Source organism: Apilactobacillus ozensis DSM 23829 = JCM 17196, from assembly GCF_001435995.1.
In the GTDB taxonomy this organism is placed as follows: Bacteria; Bacillota; Bacilli; order Lactobacillales; family Lactobacillaceae; genus Apilactobacillus; species Apilactobacillus ozensis.
On the sequence record NZ_AYYQ01000002.1, the window covers coordinates 71,998 to 89,060 of the forward strand.

The following is a 17,063-nucleotide window of genomic DNA, read 5'->3' on the forward strand; positions in this document are numbered from 1 at the left end:
CTGATAGAGACTCTCTTAAAATGAAATTATCATTACTCCGCTTTTTCATAGCTTTCTATTTATATTTAATAATTTATACCAATATAGCAGTTGTAATTATTTATGTCAACTTTTATTTGGCAGTTTCTGGAACTCGAGATTTGTTGAAGAAATGAAAGCCTAAGCCGACTACAAGACCAACTAGGGCTGGAACAACCCAGTCCATGCCAGCACTAGCAAATGGAAGATAATTTTGTTGGAATGCTACTAAAGCTTTACCAAATGCACTTTGTGAAACTACTGGTGGGAAACTTCCTACCATGTCAAATAGTGCTGGCACTGCAGTGAATACTACTACAAAGAAGTATACATATGGATCACGATTAAATAGAGGTGAGAATACGGATAATAAGATTAGTACCATAGCAAATGGGTAGAGGAACATTAACATTGGGGTTGACCATTGGATAATAGTATCTAATCCAAAGTTAGCGGTAGTGAATGATGCTAAACACATTAATCCTAACCAAACGCGATAGCTGAGAACTGGAAAATGTTTATGGAAATCTTGAGCAAATGCTGCGACTAAACCAACGGCAGTAGTTAAACATGTTAGTGTAAGTAATGTTGCTAATAATGCGTGACCAACACTACCCATATAGTGACCCATTAGTTGATTAAAAGCTACGCCTCCATCAGCTGATAATTTAAATTTATTAAGCGTTGTGGCGCCAATCCAAACTAATACTAGGTAGATTACGCCGATTAATCCAGTAGCAAGCACGCCGGCTTTAGCAGTTACTTTAGCATTACTTTTAGCACTAGTTTTACCCAATTGATTAACAGCAGTAACTACAGTAACTCCAAAAGCTAGTCCTGCAAGGGCATCCATAGTGTTATATCCTTGTAAAAATCCATTGAAGAAGCTGCCACTTTGATATGCTACAGTAGCTGCTTGTTTACTAGCAGCACCCATTGGTGAAAGAAATGCTAGTAGGAAAACTGCGAATAGCATTAATAAAAATACTGGGTTCAATAATTTACCAACACTTTTCATGATGTTAGATTCTTTATATGATAGCAAAAATGCAACTAAAAAGAATAATCCAGAAAATAATAATAATCCAACATGACTTAAGCTGCTTGGCAAAAGTGGTTCTACTCCAACTGAAAATGGAACGGTTGCAGTTCTAGGGGTACCAAATAATGGCCCAATAGTTGCATGAATTAAAACCATGAAAGTTAAAGCAAAGCCTGAACCTAATGGCAATCCAATATCGTAAACACCTTTTGATTTAGTAACACTAATTGCTAAAACTGATAGTAAAGGCAAGACAACAGCAGTACATAAAAAGCCTAATGTTGCTACTAACCAATTGCCACCTGCTAATTGTCCTAAGTGGAGCGGGAAAATTAGGTTTCCAGCTCCAAAAAATAAAGCAAACAATAGTGAACTGACCACTAAATATTCTTTTACTGATAAGGGTTTATTGTTTAAATTTTTTGTTTCGTTCATAAATAATTTCCTCCCAGGAATTGTTTTTTGATAAAATATTCTGTTTTATACTAATCGGAATCGGACTATCCAAAAAAACCATCTCCTTCAAAAAAATTACTAAAATAAAAAACGCCCTCAGTCTATAACTAGACTAAGGGCGTCATAAAACGCGGTACCACCTTATATTCATCGATTTATTATTAATAAAATAAACCAATCTAAAACGTACTAAATAATACGCCGGCACTATAATGGGTGCTACCAATGCACTTTATAAATACTTTCAGTACATAGCTCAAAAGGGATTTTCACAACTCATTATTTGCTTCCTTGCACCTAACGAAGCTCGCTTAAAATAATTTTGTTACTACTCTTCTTTATCTCAGCAATTCTCATTTATTTTTAATTTGTTGTTAATAACAATAAATCTATTTTTATTAATTGTCAAACTATTTTTTTAAATTAATGAGTTTTAACACGATTTAAAATAAATGATATAAATCGTACATATGTTATAATATTTGTTAAGCATATATATTTGAAATTAATATATAAATTACACATTTACCTAATTTTATTAACCGAAAGGGAGATTTTTTAGTTGAAAATTGATAATTACGTTCCCAAGGATAAACGAAAAGAAGTTAGCGAAAAGCGAATTAAAAGATTAAAATTGATGAGTAAAATTGCCATACTAACATGTTCCCTAATGTATATTTCATATATTCCACAAATTATTCAAAACTTTAGTGGAAATCCAGTCGGACCTATTCAACCATTGGTTGCTACCATTAACGCTACTTTATGGACATTTTATGGTTGGTTCAAAACTTATCGTGATTGGCCAATTATTATTTCAAATGTGCCCGGAGTTGTCTTTGGATTTATTACTTTGGTGACTATCTATATCCATTAATTTAATCTTATTGAAAAGCCGTTTAGACGGCTTTTTTTGTTTGTATAATATTTTTTAACGATACATAAAAAACTAGCTACCTAAATTAATTTCTAAATGGTAAACTATTATAGTTTATATCATAATGTTTGGGAGATTTTTACGGTGAATTATTTAAAAAACAAATATATTAAAAATGCTGCAATTATTTTTTCATTCTTATTCATTGCGGTTTTAACTTGCTTAATTTTACTTACATGTCGTTTTTGGCTATTTGGATATGATGGTCCGTTTCATTGGCAAAGATTTGTAACCTTTAAAAACAACATGTTTAGCAATTATGATTTAAACTCTACGATGGGGTCAGCGGTTATGAGTTTTTATCCTAAATTTAATTTAGTTTTTCTTGGTTTCTTATCTGTTTTTATTAAGAATACCTGGCTACTTTTGTATTTTAATTTCATATTAGAAGTTTTTATAGGATTGATAATTGCTTATTATACTTGTCTTTTATATACAAAAAAATTTTTGACAAGCTATATATTTGCTTTCGTCTTTATGACGGCCATGCCCATTATTAATTGGTATTTTGGACTATTAGACTTAGGCCTGATTACTGCATACTTGTTTTTACCATTAGTATTTTTTGGAACCTTAAAATTTATTGAGGAAAACAAATACGTTGAGTTGTCGCTTGGACTAACGTTGATTTTTATTAGTCATATTTTGACGTTTGTATTTGCTTCATTGTTTGTATTTATTTGGTTCTTATTTAATATAAAAAGATTCAGATTAGTTAATTACATTAATATTTTAAAAATATCTTTGCTGGTATTGTGTACAAATGCTTTTTACTGGTTAATGATAGTTAAGATGGAATGGTTTAACGAAATTAATAAGCCACATTTTCAGACTTTGCAAGGATTTCCCGAGTCAACAATGTACATTGAAAAAAATGGATTAGTACAAGTATTTATTATTTTAGGGCTAGGTATTTTCTTTTTTGAAAAGTTTAGCAAAATAAATAAACAAATCTACTTGGTAACCGTTATTATTACGATTCTTAGTTCAAGAATCATTCCTTGGCATTTATTAGATCATACGCCCATTGGAGTTATTCAATTTCCTACTAGATTTATGATATTATCGTTACTTACAACTTCATATTTAATTGCTGTAATAGGGGCAAAAGTTTTAAAAAATATGTCTAATCCGACAATCTACTTTGCAATTTCGGTTATAGCATTGTTATCTATGAATATGTACAATCAATGGGGAACTATGAACACCGCATACTTTTCATCTTGGGGAAGCAAAGTGGTAAATAATCGACTAGTTTCTTACCGAATTAAAAACGGGAAACACATTAAAGTTACGGATATTGATACTGGTGATTTTGCTGATTATATTCCTAAAAGTAATTTAATGCGTTACATTGATGTCTACTACCATACTGGATACGATGAAGAGAAAAATCCTATTATTTTTGATGCATCTGGTAGTGGAACTTTACACTTAAAAAACACTGCATTTAAAAAAGAATTGCATTTACCATTCATTGGTTATAAAGGTCAAGACTACAACGTTTTGGTTAATAATCATAAAGTTAGATATTACCTAGATAAAGAACAGGTTATTACTATTAAAAATATTGATAAGGGAAATAAAATCATTAAAATAAGCCTAGTTAAAGGTTGGATAGATTATATTTCGTATGTTTTAACTACTTTAGGATTACTATCGTATGCAATTATTGGATACAAACAAATTATTAAAATTTATTTAAAAGTTCGTAAATAGTTATGATATAATGAAAACTTATTATTTAAGACTTATTTATAAACTTAATGTCTGGAAAGAGGTAAATTTTTTTAATGGTACAGCATAAAAATTGGGAAAAAAATCTGTGGGTCCTTTGGTTTGGAACTTTTATTGCCGGAATGGGATTCAGTGAAGTTATTCCATTTTTATCATTGTATGTAAGTTCTTTGGGTCACTTTGAACGTGGTGAACTTTCTATTTTAAGTGGAGCAGTTTATGCTGCTACATTTGTAGTCGTAGCTGTGACTGCACCTATGTGGGGCAGGTTTGCTGATCGACACGGTAGGAAAAGATTATTGTTACAAACGACAATCGGTTCAGCTATTTCACTGGGACTAATGGGCTTAGTTACGAATGTATGGCAACTAATTGCTCTAAGAGCCTTTCAAGGTTTTTTTGCTGGTGTAATTCCTAATGCAACAGCACTAGTAGCAGCTGAAACTCCTAAAGAAAAAGAGGGTTATGCTTTAGGAATTATTACGACTGGATATGTAGGTGGTAATTTAATTGGGCCAATCTTAGGAGGATTTTTAGCTAGCTTATTTTCCATTAGAATTACATTTTTTATTACTGCAGCATTATTATTTGTATCTTTTATTTTAAGTTTAACGATGGTTCACGAAAGCTTTAAACCTGATCCTGATAAGTTAAAAAATCAACCATCAATGTTTGATTTTCACTTTTTACGTGAATTTCCTAATCCTAAAATTGTTGGATGGTTGTTATTTTCGACAATTATTGTACAAGCGGGATTATATTCTATTTATCCAATTATTAGTTTATTTGTGAAAGAATTAATGCATGGTCATGGTTCAATTACGGTTATAGCAGGGATTATTTCATCATTACCCGGAATTGCAATGTTTATTTCTTCTCCATTATGGGGAAGGTTAGGTGACCGTCTAGGAGCTAACAAAATTTTAATTTACGGTTTTATTTTTTCAATCGTGTTTTATTTTCCCCAGGGGTTAATAACTAGTGTTATCATGTTAGGTGTATTGAGATTTTTAGTTGGAATTTCAAATGCCGCTATTTATCCAGTGATTCAAACAATTCTTGCTAAAATTACACCTTCAAAATCTACTGGAATGGTATTTAGTTTAAACCAGGCTGCTCAAGCAATTGGTGCAGTTATTGGATCAATGATGGGTGGATATATATCTAATATTTTTGATTACAGCGGGGTCTTCATTTTTACAGCAATTTTACTACTTATTAATTTATTACTGCTGGAGTGGCGTGTGCCAGAAATTAGAAAGAAATTAGGTTAATAAATCACGGAGATGATAAGATATGATAAAACATAATTCACATATAAAAGAGCTTATAGATGCTGATTTTTCACTAGATATATTGTGTAAAAAAGCCATAGATTTAGATAAAGATAAAATCAAATCAATGATTTATAGTACTCAGCAAAACGATAATAGTGTTTATGTTGCTTATCATAATACTTTCAATTCTAAAAGTGGTTTATATAGCCGTTTAAAAAGTTATAAGGAATTTTTAAAAGAAGATATTGATAACTATGTTGATAAATTTAACGAAATAGAAAACGGTGCAAGAATGTATTTCCATCAAGAAATGACAGTTGGATATTTTATTGATTTATATATTTCATTTTTGCATCGAAAATTTGAAAATCATCAAGATAAAAATTCTTTAGTTATGATTAATGAAAACGGTATAGAATTATAAGATATGTTAAAGCAATTGATTTCAGAAGAGGTCAGTTGCTTTTTAATTTGAGAGGAGGATTATTTATGGAAAATAATACTTATTGGAAACGTAATTTATGGGTTTTATTATTTGGAACTTTTATCACTGGAGTTGCTTTCAATGAAATTATTCCGTTCATGCCATTATATATTGTTCAATTAGGTTCTTTTGATAAAAATCAATTATCTATTTTGAGTGGAATTGTTTATGCAATCTCGTTTTTTATTGTAATTTTTACATCACCAATGTGGGGGCGCTTTGCTGACCGACATGGCAGAAAAAGATTAGTTTTACAGACTTCATTAGGCTCCGCTGTGACTATATTGTTAATGGCTTTTTGTACTAATGTATGGCAATTTATTTTATTGCGTGCGCTACAGGGATTTTTTGATGGAGTTATTCCCAATTCGATTGCTTTAGTAGCAACTAGTACACCTCGTAAAAAAGTTGGGTATGCACTTAGTGTGTTATCAACTGGTTATACTAGTGGTTTTTTAATTGGTCCTATTTTTGGTGGATATTTAGTAAAGTTATTGAATATTAGGCTAACTTTTATCTTAACTGGAATTATGTTATTTCTATTTTTTGTATTAGTCTTTTTTATGGTTGAAGAGAAATACAAGCCACGAGTTGAAAACAATAATGGAGTTAATCATAAATGGTATAACTTTTTGCATTATTTTCCCAATCCACATTTTGTTGCGTGGATGTTTTTCATATCAATTGCCTTACAAATTGTAACTAACGCTATTTATCCTATCATCACATTATTTGTTAAAGAGCTGATGCACAATCAAGGGGATGTTTCAGTGGTAGCTGGAATTATCTCAGCGATGCCAGGAATTTCGATGGTTATGACGGCACCATTATTTGGTAGAATAGGTGATCGTAAAGGTGTGCATTTTATCCTATTCTTAGGTTTTATCGTTGGTATTTTATTTATAACTCCCCAAGGCTTTGTGGCAGGGGTATGGTCTCTAGGTATATTAAGATTTTTAAATGGAATTGCTAATGCAGCGCTATTTCCATCGGTTCAAACATTATTGGCTAAAGGAACTCCTGAAGAATCAACAGGGATGGCTTTTAGTTTAAACCAAGGCGCCCAAGCAATTGGAATTTGTATTGGTTCAATGATGGGAAGCTATATTTCAACTATTTTTGGATATAATGGAGTATTTTTCTTTAGTGGAGTTGTTTTATTGATTACGCTAGTAGTTGTTAAATTAAAAGTTCCAGAGCTTAAAAAATTATAAAAATAAAAAAATCATCTATAAAATATATATTTTATAGATGATTTTTTAGCTATAATTTATTTAACTTCTTCTTTAAAATGATGCATTCCATATGAAAAGTATATAATTGCACCGATAATAAACCAAACAAGTGCATATATTTTAGCATCGTTGTCTAATCCCCAGAACACTGATAGGGAAGCTAAGAAGGATAATGCTGGTAAAACTGGATAAAATGGCATTTTAAATCCAGGAACTTGAATATCTTTACCTTCACGTTTTCTTAGTGAATAAATTCCTAATGAAACGAACATGAACGCAATAAGCGTTCCGGCAGAAACTAACTGGGAAAGAAATTGAAATGATAAACATGAGCCGATGATTACACCAATTACAGTCAATACAATTAAAGCATTGTTAGGTAAATGTTTGTGGTTTAACTTACTTAAAAATTTAGGTAACATCCCGTCACGCCCAAATGAATACAGTAGTCTAGAACCAGCTAACATCATTCCAATTAAAGCTGTGAACATTCCTGCTGATGCAATTGTTTGAACTACTGTTGCAACAACTTCATGACCACTTTGTCTTAAAGCCCAACCAACTGGTTCGGCATTGTTAGCATAGTTAGTGTATTTGAACATCCCGACTAGCACTAGCGATACCCCAACGAAAAGTACTACTGCGACAATTAGTGAACCAATAATTCCTCTAGGCATAGTTTTTTGTGGATTCTTAGCTTCGGCAGAGTTAGCGGCAATTGAATCAAATCCAATGTAAGATAAGAAGATTACTGAAACACCAGCGTAAATACCTCCAAATCCACCAAAACGCGTGCCATCCGGATTTACATGTGGTTTAGGAATGAATGGTAAATAATTTTGGATGTGGATGGCAGTTAAACCAACTATTATGAAAAGTATAATAGCAAAAACTTTTAACAGTACTAATACATTTTCAACTTTAGCAACTTTAGAAATACCGTTAGATAGTAACCAAGCTACTAATAAAATTACAATAACTGTGACAATATCAATTAATCCACCACTGGTCGTAATTGGATTAGATAGTGAGGTTGGTAAATTAATCCCTAATGGCGATATTAAACCGCGAATGTTAGCAGATAGTCCGGCCGCTACGAAAGCTACAGCAATAAAGTATTCAGCTAGTAAAGCCCAACCGGCAACCCATCCCCAAAACTCACCGAAAATGACGTTAATCCATGAATAAGCGGATCCAGCAAATGGCATTGCTGAGGCCATTTCAGCGTAAGCAAGTGCTACTAATCCAGCCACAATGGCAGCTAATAGAAAAGAAATAGTAACAGCAGGTCCCGCATTATTAGCAGCCACAATTCCAGGCAGTGTAAAAATGGCAGCTGAAACAATAGTTCCAACTCCTAGTGAAATAAAGTCTTTAGTAGTTAAAGACCTTACCAAATGTGAATCTTTATTTTCATACACACTTGGGCTTTCCTTATGATTCATACGTTTCCAAAAGTTTTTCATAAATGAAACTCCTATAATATATTATCCAAAATAAAAGAACAATCCTTTAGTTTGATTGTTCTTTTATTTATTAAAACATTTCTCATAATTAACTATAAAATTTTAATATTTAAACCTATAAAAGTCAAGTTATATTTATAGGTTGTCACCACTTTCAAAGGTTATCTTTGAAAGGTTTAGCGATTGTTTTATTAAATCTTGCATTAGTTTTTTAGTCTTGTTGGTAATACTATCAGCAGTAATGATTGATTCAGCAGTTAATTTATCAGTAATATCTTCATCGCTACTTTCATTAAGCATTTGTTTAATTTGATTATCAACGTTATCAATACGTCTTAAAGCATACGATTGGCAAATTTCTCGGTATTGATTTACCTGGTTAATAAAATCATGATAGTGGGGTTCAACTAAGACCGACAAAATTTTATACATCCAATAAGCACTATCCATAGTTACTTCACTATTAGCTTTTTGATAATTGATAGGTGTAGTTTCAATATTAGTGTAGAAAGGTACATATGGACTATATGCAAAAAATCCCATTGCAACCCATTCAATTGCGGCATATTTTGGATCTACATCGTTCCTTATTTGCAAAATGTGTGAAATTTGGTTACGGTCCAAAGCAATTGAACGAAAAGTTTGTTTATCGAATTCTTTTTCATTAGTAAATGGGTCAAATTCAGTTTCTTGGTAATGTGATGATAAAAAGTATTCGACATCTTCAACACTTAACTTACGGTTAGCATGTTGGATAAATGGAATTTCACGACTAGTAGGAGCTTGTTTAACTTCTGGTGAAAATAGTTTTTGTCCGTACCATGAACGAGGAGTGTTGTAATAAATATCGCTTTCTGAATTAGTGCCCACAATATTTCGAAAGTTAAAATCTTCAGGGCTATTATTTAAATTGTGTTTTTCAACGAATTCAGGTAAGTCGGAGCTCCACATAAAATTATCTGTATCATTAAAGTCAATTTGTTGGATGTTAACTTGATTAGGCGCAATTGCATATGCATCATCAGGAATTCTTTGAGCGACCCAATGGTGCCCACCGGCAGTTTCTAAATACCAAATTTCTTGGTTATCTGAAAAAGCAATTCCATTACTTTCGCCAGTTCCATACTTTTCAATTAAACTACCCAATCTTTTAACACCTTCACGAGCAGAATTAATGAAAGGTAAAACGACATTTACCATGCCTTCCTCATTTAGGCCGTCATCAACTAAAGGATCAAAGCCTAAAAATCTTTGGTTAGTAAAAGTTGTTTCAGTAGCTGACATGGCAACGTTTTTTTCATTAATCCCAGCTTCTTCGTATAAGTTATGGTCTGATTCATCACTAGGTTCGCAAGTATAACGGAGAGCCTCTTTTGGTAATGGAATTTTTACACCTGTTGTAGGCGAAACGAAGTATCCATTAGCTTCTGATTTAGCAGCTCTAACTATAAATTTTTTAGGACCAATAGGGGCATAACCATCTTCGTTTCTAGCTATAATTGTTGAACCATCAACTGTAGCGTCCTTACCCACTAACATAGCAGTACATGATGTTCTTTTTTGCATATAATCCACTTCTTTATTGTTTTTTGTTTTATTACTTATTTATAAGATAACACAAAAAAAGAAATGAAATAAAAATTTCATTTCTTTTTCTATTAGTTACTTAAGTTTATTCATAGTCTTATTCTTGCCATTGTTAAATTTAGTGAAGAATAAAATAGTCATAGCAGCTAAGAATATTACACCAATAATTAATGGAATTCTAGTTTCATTATTAATAAACATAAAGACAAGGGTTACAGCTAATACTAATAATGTTAAATAGTTAGAATAAGGTGCAAATGGCATTTTAAAGTTATGGTTTTTCAAATCTTCAGGGTGTTGTTTTCTGAAACGAATTTCAGAAATTAAGATAACAACCCAAGGAACCATTCCTGGTAGCACACTTGAACTGTAAACATAAACGAAGATTTGGTCAGCACCTTTATAGAATAAAGGTAGGATAACGTTTAAAAGCACACCTAGTAATATTCCAGCTGCAATTGAAATTACAGAAATGTAAGGGACACCGTGACGATTCATTTTGCTGAACCATTTTGGTAGTTGACCTTCTGAAGATAATAGGTATGACATACGACTTGAACTGTAAATTGCTGAGTTAGAACCTGATAAAGCAGCAGTTAACACAACAAAGTTAATAATACCAGCAGCAGCAGTAATACCTACTTGAGCAAAGGTTTCAACGAATGGTGAACCAATCTTTGTAATTTTATCCCATGGGTAAATGCTTAGCATTACGAAAATTGAACCAATGTAGAATATTAAAATACGGCCAATAGTTGATTGAATTGCTTCAACTAATGACTTCTTAGGGTTTTCAGCTTCACCAGCAGTTACACCAATTAATTCAATTCCTTGATACGATGCAAACACAATTGCTAGGGCAAAGAAGAAACCTTTGAATCCTCCAGTGAAGAATCCATGAGTCCATAAGTTACTAATTCCAGTAGGGTGAATACCATTAAATCCAAATACAATAATTACTAAACCAACTAAAATCATGGCAACAATGGTTACAACTTTAATTAAAGCGAACCAATATTCCAATTCACCGAAGGCACTAACTGAAATTAAGTTAGCTAGACATAGGAATAATACAGCGATTATTCCTGGAACCCAACCGGGTAAACTTGGCCACCAAAATTGCATGTATGTACCGATTGCAATCATTTCAGAAATACCAACAACAACCCATTGAAAAATATTACTCCATGCTGTTAAGAATCCAAAAACTGGATGCATATATTCAGTAGCAAATTGTGAAAATGAACCAGTAACGGGGTTTACATATAACATTTCACCAAGTGCACGCATAATTAAATAGAGGAAGAATCCTGCAATTCCATATGCTAAAAGTACTGATGGACCAGTCCAACCAATGGTTGATTTAGCCCCCATGAATAAACCAACACCAATGGTTCCTCCTAATGCAATCATTTGCATATGACGAGTACTTAACTTTCTTTCAAAGTCTTCTTTCTTTTGTGCCAAAATTAATCACCATCTTTTCCTTATAATTTTAAATATAAATAAAAACACCCCTTAACAGCCATTGTACTAGGGATGTTTTTTAAAAACACTTTTTTTGCTTATTGTTCGTTAATAGCATGTCAACAAAATTAGAAGTATAAAAGTCTAATTAGCAATCAACATTCAGCAATGTTTTCACTTTCATCCCTGAAAGTAGTTAGGTTGTTAATTATGGTTTTTATAATTATGCTTTAGAATATTAAAGTATATTTAAATTATTGTCAACAAAATGTAATTTTATTTTAATTTTTGAAACCGTTATCTTGCTGTTTATTATTGTACTTTGCAAAATAAATAATTGTCATGACGATTAGAAATAAAATACCAATAATTAATGGAACTCTTGTTGAATCATTCAAGAACATAAACACTAATGTAATTGCCAAGAAAATCAAAGTAATATAATTTGAATATGGTGATAATGGCATTTTAAATGGATGATTTTTAAGTTCTTCAGGATGTTGTTTACGGAATCTGATTTGTGAAATCAAAATAACGGCCCAAGGAACCATTCCAGGTAGTACACTTGAACTGTAAACGTAAACAAAAATTTGATCCGCACCTTTAAATAACATTGGTAATACTACATTTAACACTAATCCCATTAAAATTCCGGCAGAGATACTAATAACAGCATAATATGGGACTCCATGACGGTTTAACTTGAGGAATTTTTTAGGTAACTCTTTTTCAGATGCTAATAAGTAAGTCATACGACTAGCACTGTAAATTCCAGAGTTAGAACCAGACAATGCAGCGGTTACTACGACAAAGTTAATGATTGCAGCAGCTGCTGTGATACCAACTTGAGCAAAGGTTTCAACGAATGGTGAACCAATATTATTAATTTTATCCCAAGGATAAATACTTAAAATAACGAAAATAGCTCCAATATAGAAAATTAAAATACGACCAATCGTTGACTGAATTGCTTCAACTAAGGTGTGTTTAGGATTTTCAGCTTCACCAGCAGTCACACCAATTAATTCAATACCTTGATATGATGCAATTACGATTGCAAGTGCAAAGAAGAATCCTTTAACGCCACCAGTGAAAAATCCGTGACTCCAAATATTAGAAATACCAGTAGGTCCAATTCCATTTAATCCGAATACGATTAAAACTAAACCAACTAAAATCATAGCGATAATGGTTACCACTTTAATTAAAGCGAACCAATATTCTAGCTCACCAAAAGCACTAACTGAAATTAAATTAGCAATACATAAAAATACAATAGCTATAATTCCCGGAATCCAGTTAGGTAGTGAAGGCCACCAATATTCCATGTAAGTTCCAATTGCGATAACTTCTGACATTCCAACCACTATGTATTGGAAAACATTACTCCAAGCTGTTAAATAACCGAACACTGGGTGCATGTACATACTAGCAAATTGTGAAAAGGAACCAGTTATAGGGTGTACGTAAAGCATTTCACCTAATGCTCTCATTATCATGTAAAGAAAAATTCCAGCAATTCCGTAATCTAATAATACTGATGGTCCAGTCCAGCCAATGGTTGATTTAGCCCCCATGAATAGTCCAACACCAATCGTACCGCCTAATGCAATCATTTGCATATGACGAGTGCTTAATTTTCTTTCTAAATTCTTTGCCATAACTATACACCTTCTTAAATATAAAATATTTTTAACAACAAAAAAACGCCCTTATTGCTATTCAGCAATAGGGACGTTTAACTTTTTAGACGTGGTTCCACCCAAATTATTCACTAAGTGCTTAGTGAATATCTCTAATGGTTGTTAACAGAACCACCCGAACTGACATTTCCTTCAATTTAAATTAATCAAAGTGGTAGTTAATTATGTTGAACACTAAGAAAACTTCCAGTTAATGTTTTCTATCCCTGAAATGTAGCATAATTACCTCGTCTTTGAAAAAAGCATTGTTAAATTAAAGAAAATAATAGACCTAATATTTTAATATGTCAAATTATAAATTTGAAACTTGGGTTGATTTTTGAGCGATTTTTCTAGTTTCAAAAAGAATATAAGCAATGATTAGGAATAATAATCCATAGCCTAATGATCCCCAAATTATTTGGTCTACATGTAATTTTGTCATCATATGAGTTAGGGGAGTTACCACTTCTTTTTCAACAAAAAAGAAGTTAAATGGATTCCATCTAAGTGCACGGTTAGTGTATAAAACAATCATAAAAATACCGGCAACAAGTTGCGTAATATATATCATAGAGATGCCTAATGCTACTGACGCATAAGTATCTTTCATGCGACTGCATACTAAAAGCACAAATGAAACCAGTAAAAATTCGTAAACTAAGTTACCACCTGCAGCCGCTAACATTTTAGTTATAATTGCAGAATCCAAATCAGTTTTTGGATAAAGTAAGTGTTTCATAATAATTACTGCAACCAAGTTTACTGCAATTAAACCAAAATATGATATTGCGATTTTTATTAGTTTAGCAGTAAAAATGCTTAGTCGACTGTGGCTTTTTGAGTCTTCGTTTATTTTAGCTAAAGTGTCTTTCCCAGAAATGCTAGTGCTAGCGATTATTACCATAAAAATCGTTAATAAACTAGTAGCGTTTCCTAAACTAGTAGTGTATTTAATACCACCTAAAACTTTTGTAAATTTAATTCCTACGCCTAACACAATTACGAATAAAGCTAATAATGCGGCCATAATAGCAAAAATTTTTCTATTCTTAGAACTTAATTCATCTTTTAATAATTTTAACAATCTTTTGACCTCCTAATGGTCTTATATTTAAGTATTCTACCATGTTGCATATTTTTATCAACATTTCTATGTATACAAAAAAACTTAGCTTATTTTAAGCTAAGCTTTTTAAAATTAAACATTACGTTTTTTAAAAATAAAACCAGCTACAAAGATGAATAATATTGAGTATAAAATTGTGCCAATAATCATTTGGTTGTTTGATAATAAGGTCATTTTATCCATACCATTCATAGTTAATTGGTTATTTACGTTAATGAAGTTAAATGGATTCCATTTTAACCAGTTATAGTGCGAAATAAGAATTTGTAATAGGGTGCTTATGATTTGAGCTGCAAAGATAAATGCAACACCAATTCCAATTGCAGCACCACTACTTTTAGCAATGTTACTGATTAAAAGAGCTGCTGATGCTATTAATAGTAAAAATAGAGAATATGCACCTAAGTTGGTGCCTAATTGTTTCCAAATAATATTTCCAGAATTAAAGAAAATCATTCTTCCAATAAATGTAGATATAAAAGTTACTACTATCAAATAAATGTACATAAGCAAAATTGTAATTAACTTACTAATAAAAACCTGCATTCTAGAATATTGTCTAGACAACAAGTTCTTGATTGTGCCAGATGAAAATTCGTTTGAAATAATAGTACTAGCAAATACAATCATTGCAATTAGAATAATCTGAATGCTACCAGATAATCTGGTCATGTATGTCTCTCCAGACATAATATGATACTTGTTGGATGCCCATCCAATTAGCATAGCAAAGATGAACATTATCATTCCCCAGCCAATGTAAAATTTACCATGAATTTGTTTATATAATTCTTGTCTTAATAGTGTAAGCATTATTTATCCCCCTTATCTTTGGTTAAAATATTAAGCAATGATTCTTCTAAATCTTCTTGTTGACGTTGTACGTTGTTAATATTAATTTGCGCATTAACTAATGCCTTTAGTGAGTCATTAAGGGCAGTCCCCTTGTCTTTAACTTCAATGGTTCTATCAACAATATGTGCATCTAGACCGATAGATTGAATAGCTTTTAAACCAGCTGCATTATCTGAAGTGTTGAGCTTAATAATAGCGTTATCAGATGACAAGAATGATTGAGCATCACTTTGCTTAACGACTTTACCATGATTAATAACTACATAATAATCAGCGATTCGCGCTAATTCATCTAGTAGATGACTAGAAATTAAAATACTAATGCCTCTTTTAGATAATTTAAGCAATAAATCACGTAAGTCATGAGTAGATTGTGGGTCTAGTCCATTCATGGGTTCATCTAATATTAACAATTTAGGATGATTCAGTAAGGCCATGGCAATACCTAATCTTTGGCGCATTCCTAATGAATAGTTTTTAGCTTTTCGATTTGCAAAAGATGAAATTTGAGTTTCATCCATGATTTGTTTAATTTCTGCGTCAGAAGTTGATCCGTTATTAAATAATTTTAAATTTTGAATTCCAGTCATGTGACCGTATAGTGCTGGAGTTTCAATCATTGAACCGACATTTTTAAGTCCTTTACGGGAGCCTTTTTTTAATTTTTCATTATTTACTAAAATACTACCTGATGAGTAGTTAGTTAAACCGACGATTGATTTCATGATAGTTGATTTTCCGGCACCATTTGGGCCAATTAGACCTAAAATAGAACCAGGTTTAATATCAAATGATACGTTATGCAAGGCCTTGGTACGACCATAGAATTTAGTTAAATTTTTAATTTCTAAGGTATTCATGTTCTTCTCTCCTTTGGTTAATTAGTTATGTAACTAAGTACAATATATGCTTAAAAACTTATTTTGTCAAATATGCTTAAGAAAACCTTAATGAATGGATTTACAATCGTTTCGTATTTTAAATTTTCAATATATGTCTTTAGTTTGAAATCTTTTTTAATAATAGCGTAATACTTCTGTAATAAAAGTGTAAAAAACATTCGATATCGTTTTCAGTATCGTGAAAGGGGATAATAAACGTATGCATTTTAAGAAAGTATCATTAACACTTGTGGGTGTTTTTGCACTATTCGTAATAATGTTCGTATCTAATAATGTTGATGCATCTGTACGTAAGAACGTTTCGGTAACAGTTGATCAACCAACTAGCTTACAAGCAATCGCTAAAGAATATCAAACTAAAATATCAACTTTAAAATCAATTAACAATATTAATGAAGATGTTTTGCCTCAAGGAAGCACCTTAGTTGTTCCTGAAAAGCCAACATTTAAAGTAGGAAATGTTGCTAAAAATGAATTAAATTCTAACTTATCCAGTTCCAATGCCGCCGCTAAGGCATGGATTGCCATGCGTGAATCAGGTGGTTCATACAGTGCTAGAAATGGTGCTTGTTATGGAAAATATCAAATATCAATCGGTCTATTCAGTGGTAATTACTCACCAAGACATCAAGAAAAAGTTGCTAACCACTACGTAGCTAGTCGTTATGGTTCATGGGTCAATGCTAAACAATTTTGGTTAACTCATCATTGGTATTAAAAAGAAGCCCAAAAGTGATGTGAACCCCAAAAGTTAGACAACTTTTACTAGGATATTAATTCCAAATATTG

Annotated in this window: 13 protein-coding genes, 1 pseudogene and 2 other annotated features (1 of these 16 running past the window's edge); of the genes and pseudogenes, 6 read left to right on the forward strand and 8 right to left on the reverse strand. The window is 31.9% G+C overall.

Annotated features, from left to right (window positions below):
- Positions 1-58, reverse strand: a binding site (T-box leader); it reaches 173 nt to the left of the window's first position.
- 54 nt (positions 59-112) lie between these two features.
- Positions 113-1,495 (reverse strand): branched-chain amino acid transport system II carrier protein, encoded by a 1,383-nt coding sequence (gene brnQ / locus FD06_RS01000; RefSeq protein ID WP_056965627.1) that lies wholly within the window; start codon positions 1,493-1,495, stop codon positions 113-115.
- A gap of 132 nt (positions 1,496-1,627) precedes the next feature.
- Positions 1,628-1,870 (reverse strand) — a binding site (T-box leader).
- 283 nt (positions 1,871-2,153) lie between these two features.
- On the opposite strand from brnQ, the gene FD06_RS01005 reads away from it, so the two are divergent.
- The 5 genes from FD06_RS01005 (at position 2,154) to FD06_RS01025 (ending at position 7,165) form a co-directional block, all read left to right on the forward strand.
- Positions 2,154-2,393: a SemiSWEET family transporter gene (locus FD06_RS01005; RefSeq protein WP_082605238.1), complete on the forward strand. Its 240-nt coding sequence runs from the start codon at positions 2,154-2,156 to the stop codon at positions 2,391-2,393.
- 144 nt (positions 2,394-2,537) lie between these two features.
- Positions 2,538-4,172, forward strand: a complete 1,635-nt coding sequence (locus FD06_RS01010; protein WP_056965628.1) for a glycosyltransferase family protein — start codon at positions 2,538-2,540, stop codon at positions 4,170-4,172.
- Between the two features lie 74 nt (positions 4,173-4,246).
- A complete protein-coding gene (locus tag FD06_RS01015) occupies positions 4,247-5,464 on the forward strand; it encodes an MFS transporter (protein ID WP_056965629.1) in 1,218 nt (405 codons plus the stop codon).
- Between the two features lie 22 nt (positions 5,465-5,486).
- Entirely contained in the window at positions 5,487-5,891 is a 405-nt protein-coding gene (locus tag FD06_RS01020) for a hypothetical protein (protein ID WP_054657449.1), read from the forward strand.
- A 65-nt stretch (positions 5,892-5,956) separates the two neighbouring features.
- Positions 5,957-7,165 (forward strand): MFS transporter, encoded by a 1,209-nt coding sequence (locus FD06_RS01025; RefSeq protein ID WP_056965630.1) that lies wholly within the window; start codon positions 5,957-5,959, stop codon positions 7,163-7,165.
- 56 nt (positions 7,166-7,221) lie between these two features.
- Here the strand turns inward: FD06_RS01025 and FD06_RS01030 are convergent, their stop codons facing one another.
- From FD06_RS01030 to FD06_RS01060, 7 genes are all read right to left on the reverse strand, one after another.
- Positions 7,222-8,652 (reverse strand): APC family permease, encoded by a 1,431-nt coding sequence (locus FD06_RS01030; RefSeq protein ID WP_054657447.1) that lies wholly within the window; start codon positions 8,650-8,652, stop codon positions 7,222-7,224.
- A 135-nt stretch (positions 8,653-8,787) separates the two neighbouring features.
- Positions 8,788-10,218, reverse strand: a complete 1,431-nt coding sequence (locus tag FD06_RS01035; protein WP_056965631.1) for a C69 family dipeptidase — start codon at positions 10,216-10,218, stop codon at positions 8,788-8,790.
- Between the two features lie 96 nt (positions 10,219-10,314).
- Positions 10,315-11,658 carry an amino acid permease gene (locus FD06_RS01040; RefSeq protein WP_054657536.1) on the reverse strand — a complete coding sequence of 448 codons (1,344 nt, stop codon included), beginning with the start codon at positions 11,656-11,658 and terminating at the stop codon, positions 10,315-10,317.
- Positions 11,659-11,987: 329 nt separating this feature from the next.
- Positions 11,988-13,367 carry an amino acid permease gene (locus tag FD06_RS01045; protein ID WP_054657443.1) on the reverse strand — a complete coding sequence of 460 codons (1,380 nt, stop codon included), beginning with the start codon at positions 13,365-13,367 and terminating at the stop codon, positions 11,988-11,990.
- Positions 13,368-13,701: 334 nt separating this feature from the next.
- Complete coding sequence (locus FD06_RS01050; protein WP_054657441.1) at positions 13,702-14,475, reverse strand: hypothetical protein; 774 nt, start codon at positions 14,473-14,475, stop codon at positions 13,702-13,704.
- 114 nt (positions 14,476-14,589) lie between these two features.
- Positions 14,590-15,330: an ABC transporter permease gene (locus FD06_RS01055; RefSeq protein WP_056965632.1), complete on the reverse strand. Its 741-nt coding sequence runs from the start codon at positions 15,328-15,330 to the stop codon at positions 14,590-14,592.
- The gene (locus FD06_RS01060; protein WP_054657436.1) at positions 15,330-16,232 is read right to left on the reverse strand and encodes an ABC transporter ATP-binding protein; all 903 of its coding nucleotides are present in this window, start codon (positions 16,230-16,232) and stop codon (positions 15,330-15,332) included. The genes FD06_RS01055 and FD06_RS01060 overlap by 1 nt, the downstream gene beginning before the upstream one ends.
- A 529-nt stretch (positions 16,233-16,761) precedes the next feature.
- On the opposite strand from FD06_RS01060, the pseudogene FD06_RS07715 reads away from it, so the two are divergent.
- Positions 16,762-16,992, forward strand: a pseudogene (locus FD06_RS07715) (aggregation-promoting factor C-terminal-like domain-containing protein); the annotation flags it as partial.
- Positions 16,993-17,063: the final 71 nt, after the last annotated feature.

Coding starts and splice junctions, on each gene's coding strand:
- FD06_RS01035 (WP_056965631.1), bottom strand. CDS start 10,218: ATGCAAAAAAGAACATCATGTACTGCTATGTTAGTGGGTAAGGACGCT.
- brnQ (WP_056965627.1), bottom strand. CDS start 1,495: ATGAACGAAACAAAAAATTTAAACAATAAACCCTTATCAGTAAAAGAA.
- FD06_RS01015 (WP_056965629.1), top strand. CDS start 4,247: ATGGTACAGCATAAAAATTGGGAAAAAAATCTGTGGGTCCTTTGGTTT.
- FD06_RS01030 (WP_054657447.1), bottom strand. CDS start 8,652: ATGAAAAACTTTTGGAAACGTATGAATCATAAGGAAAGCCCAAGTGTG.
- FD06_RS01055 (WP_056965632.1), bottom strand. CDS start 15,330: ATGCTTACACTATTAAGACAAGAATTATATAAACAAATTCATGGTAAA.
- FD06_RS01045 (WP_054657443.1), bottom strand. CDS start 13,367: ATGGCAAAGAATTTAGAAAGAAAATTAAGCACTCGTCATATGCAAATG.
- FD06_RS01020 (WP_054657449.1), top strand. CDS start 5,487: ATGATAAAACATAATTCACATATAAAAGAGCTTATAGATGCTGATTTT.
- FD06_RS01025 (WP_056965630.1), top strand. CDS start 5,957: ATGGAAAATAATACTTATTGGAAACGTAATTTATGGGTTTTATTATTT.
- FD06_RS01005 (WP_082605238.1), top strand. CDS start 2,154: ATGAGTAAAATTGCCATACTAACATGTTCCCTAATGTATATTTCATAT.
- FD06_RS01060 (WP_054657436.1), bottom strand. CDS start 16,232: ATGAATACCTTAGAAATTAAAAATTTAACTAAATTCTATGGTCGTACC.
- FD06_RS01040 (WP_054657536.1), bottom strand. CDS start 11,658: ATGCAAATGATTGCATTAGGAGGAACCATTGGTGTTGGTTTATTCATG.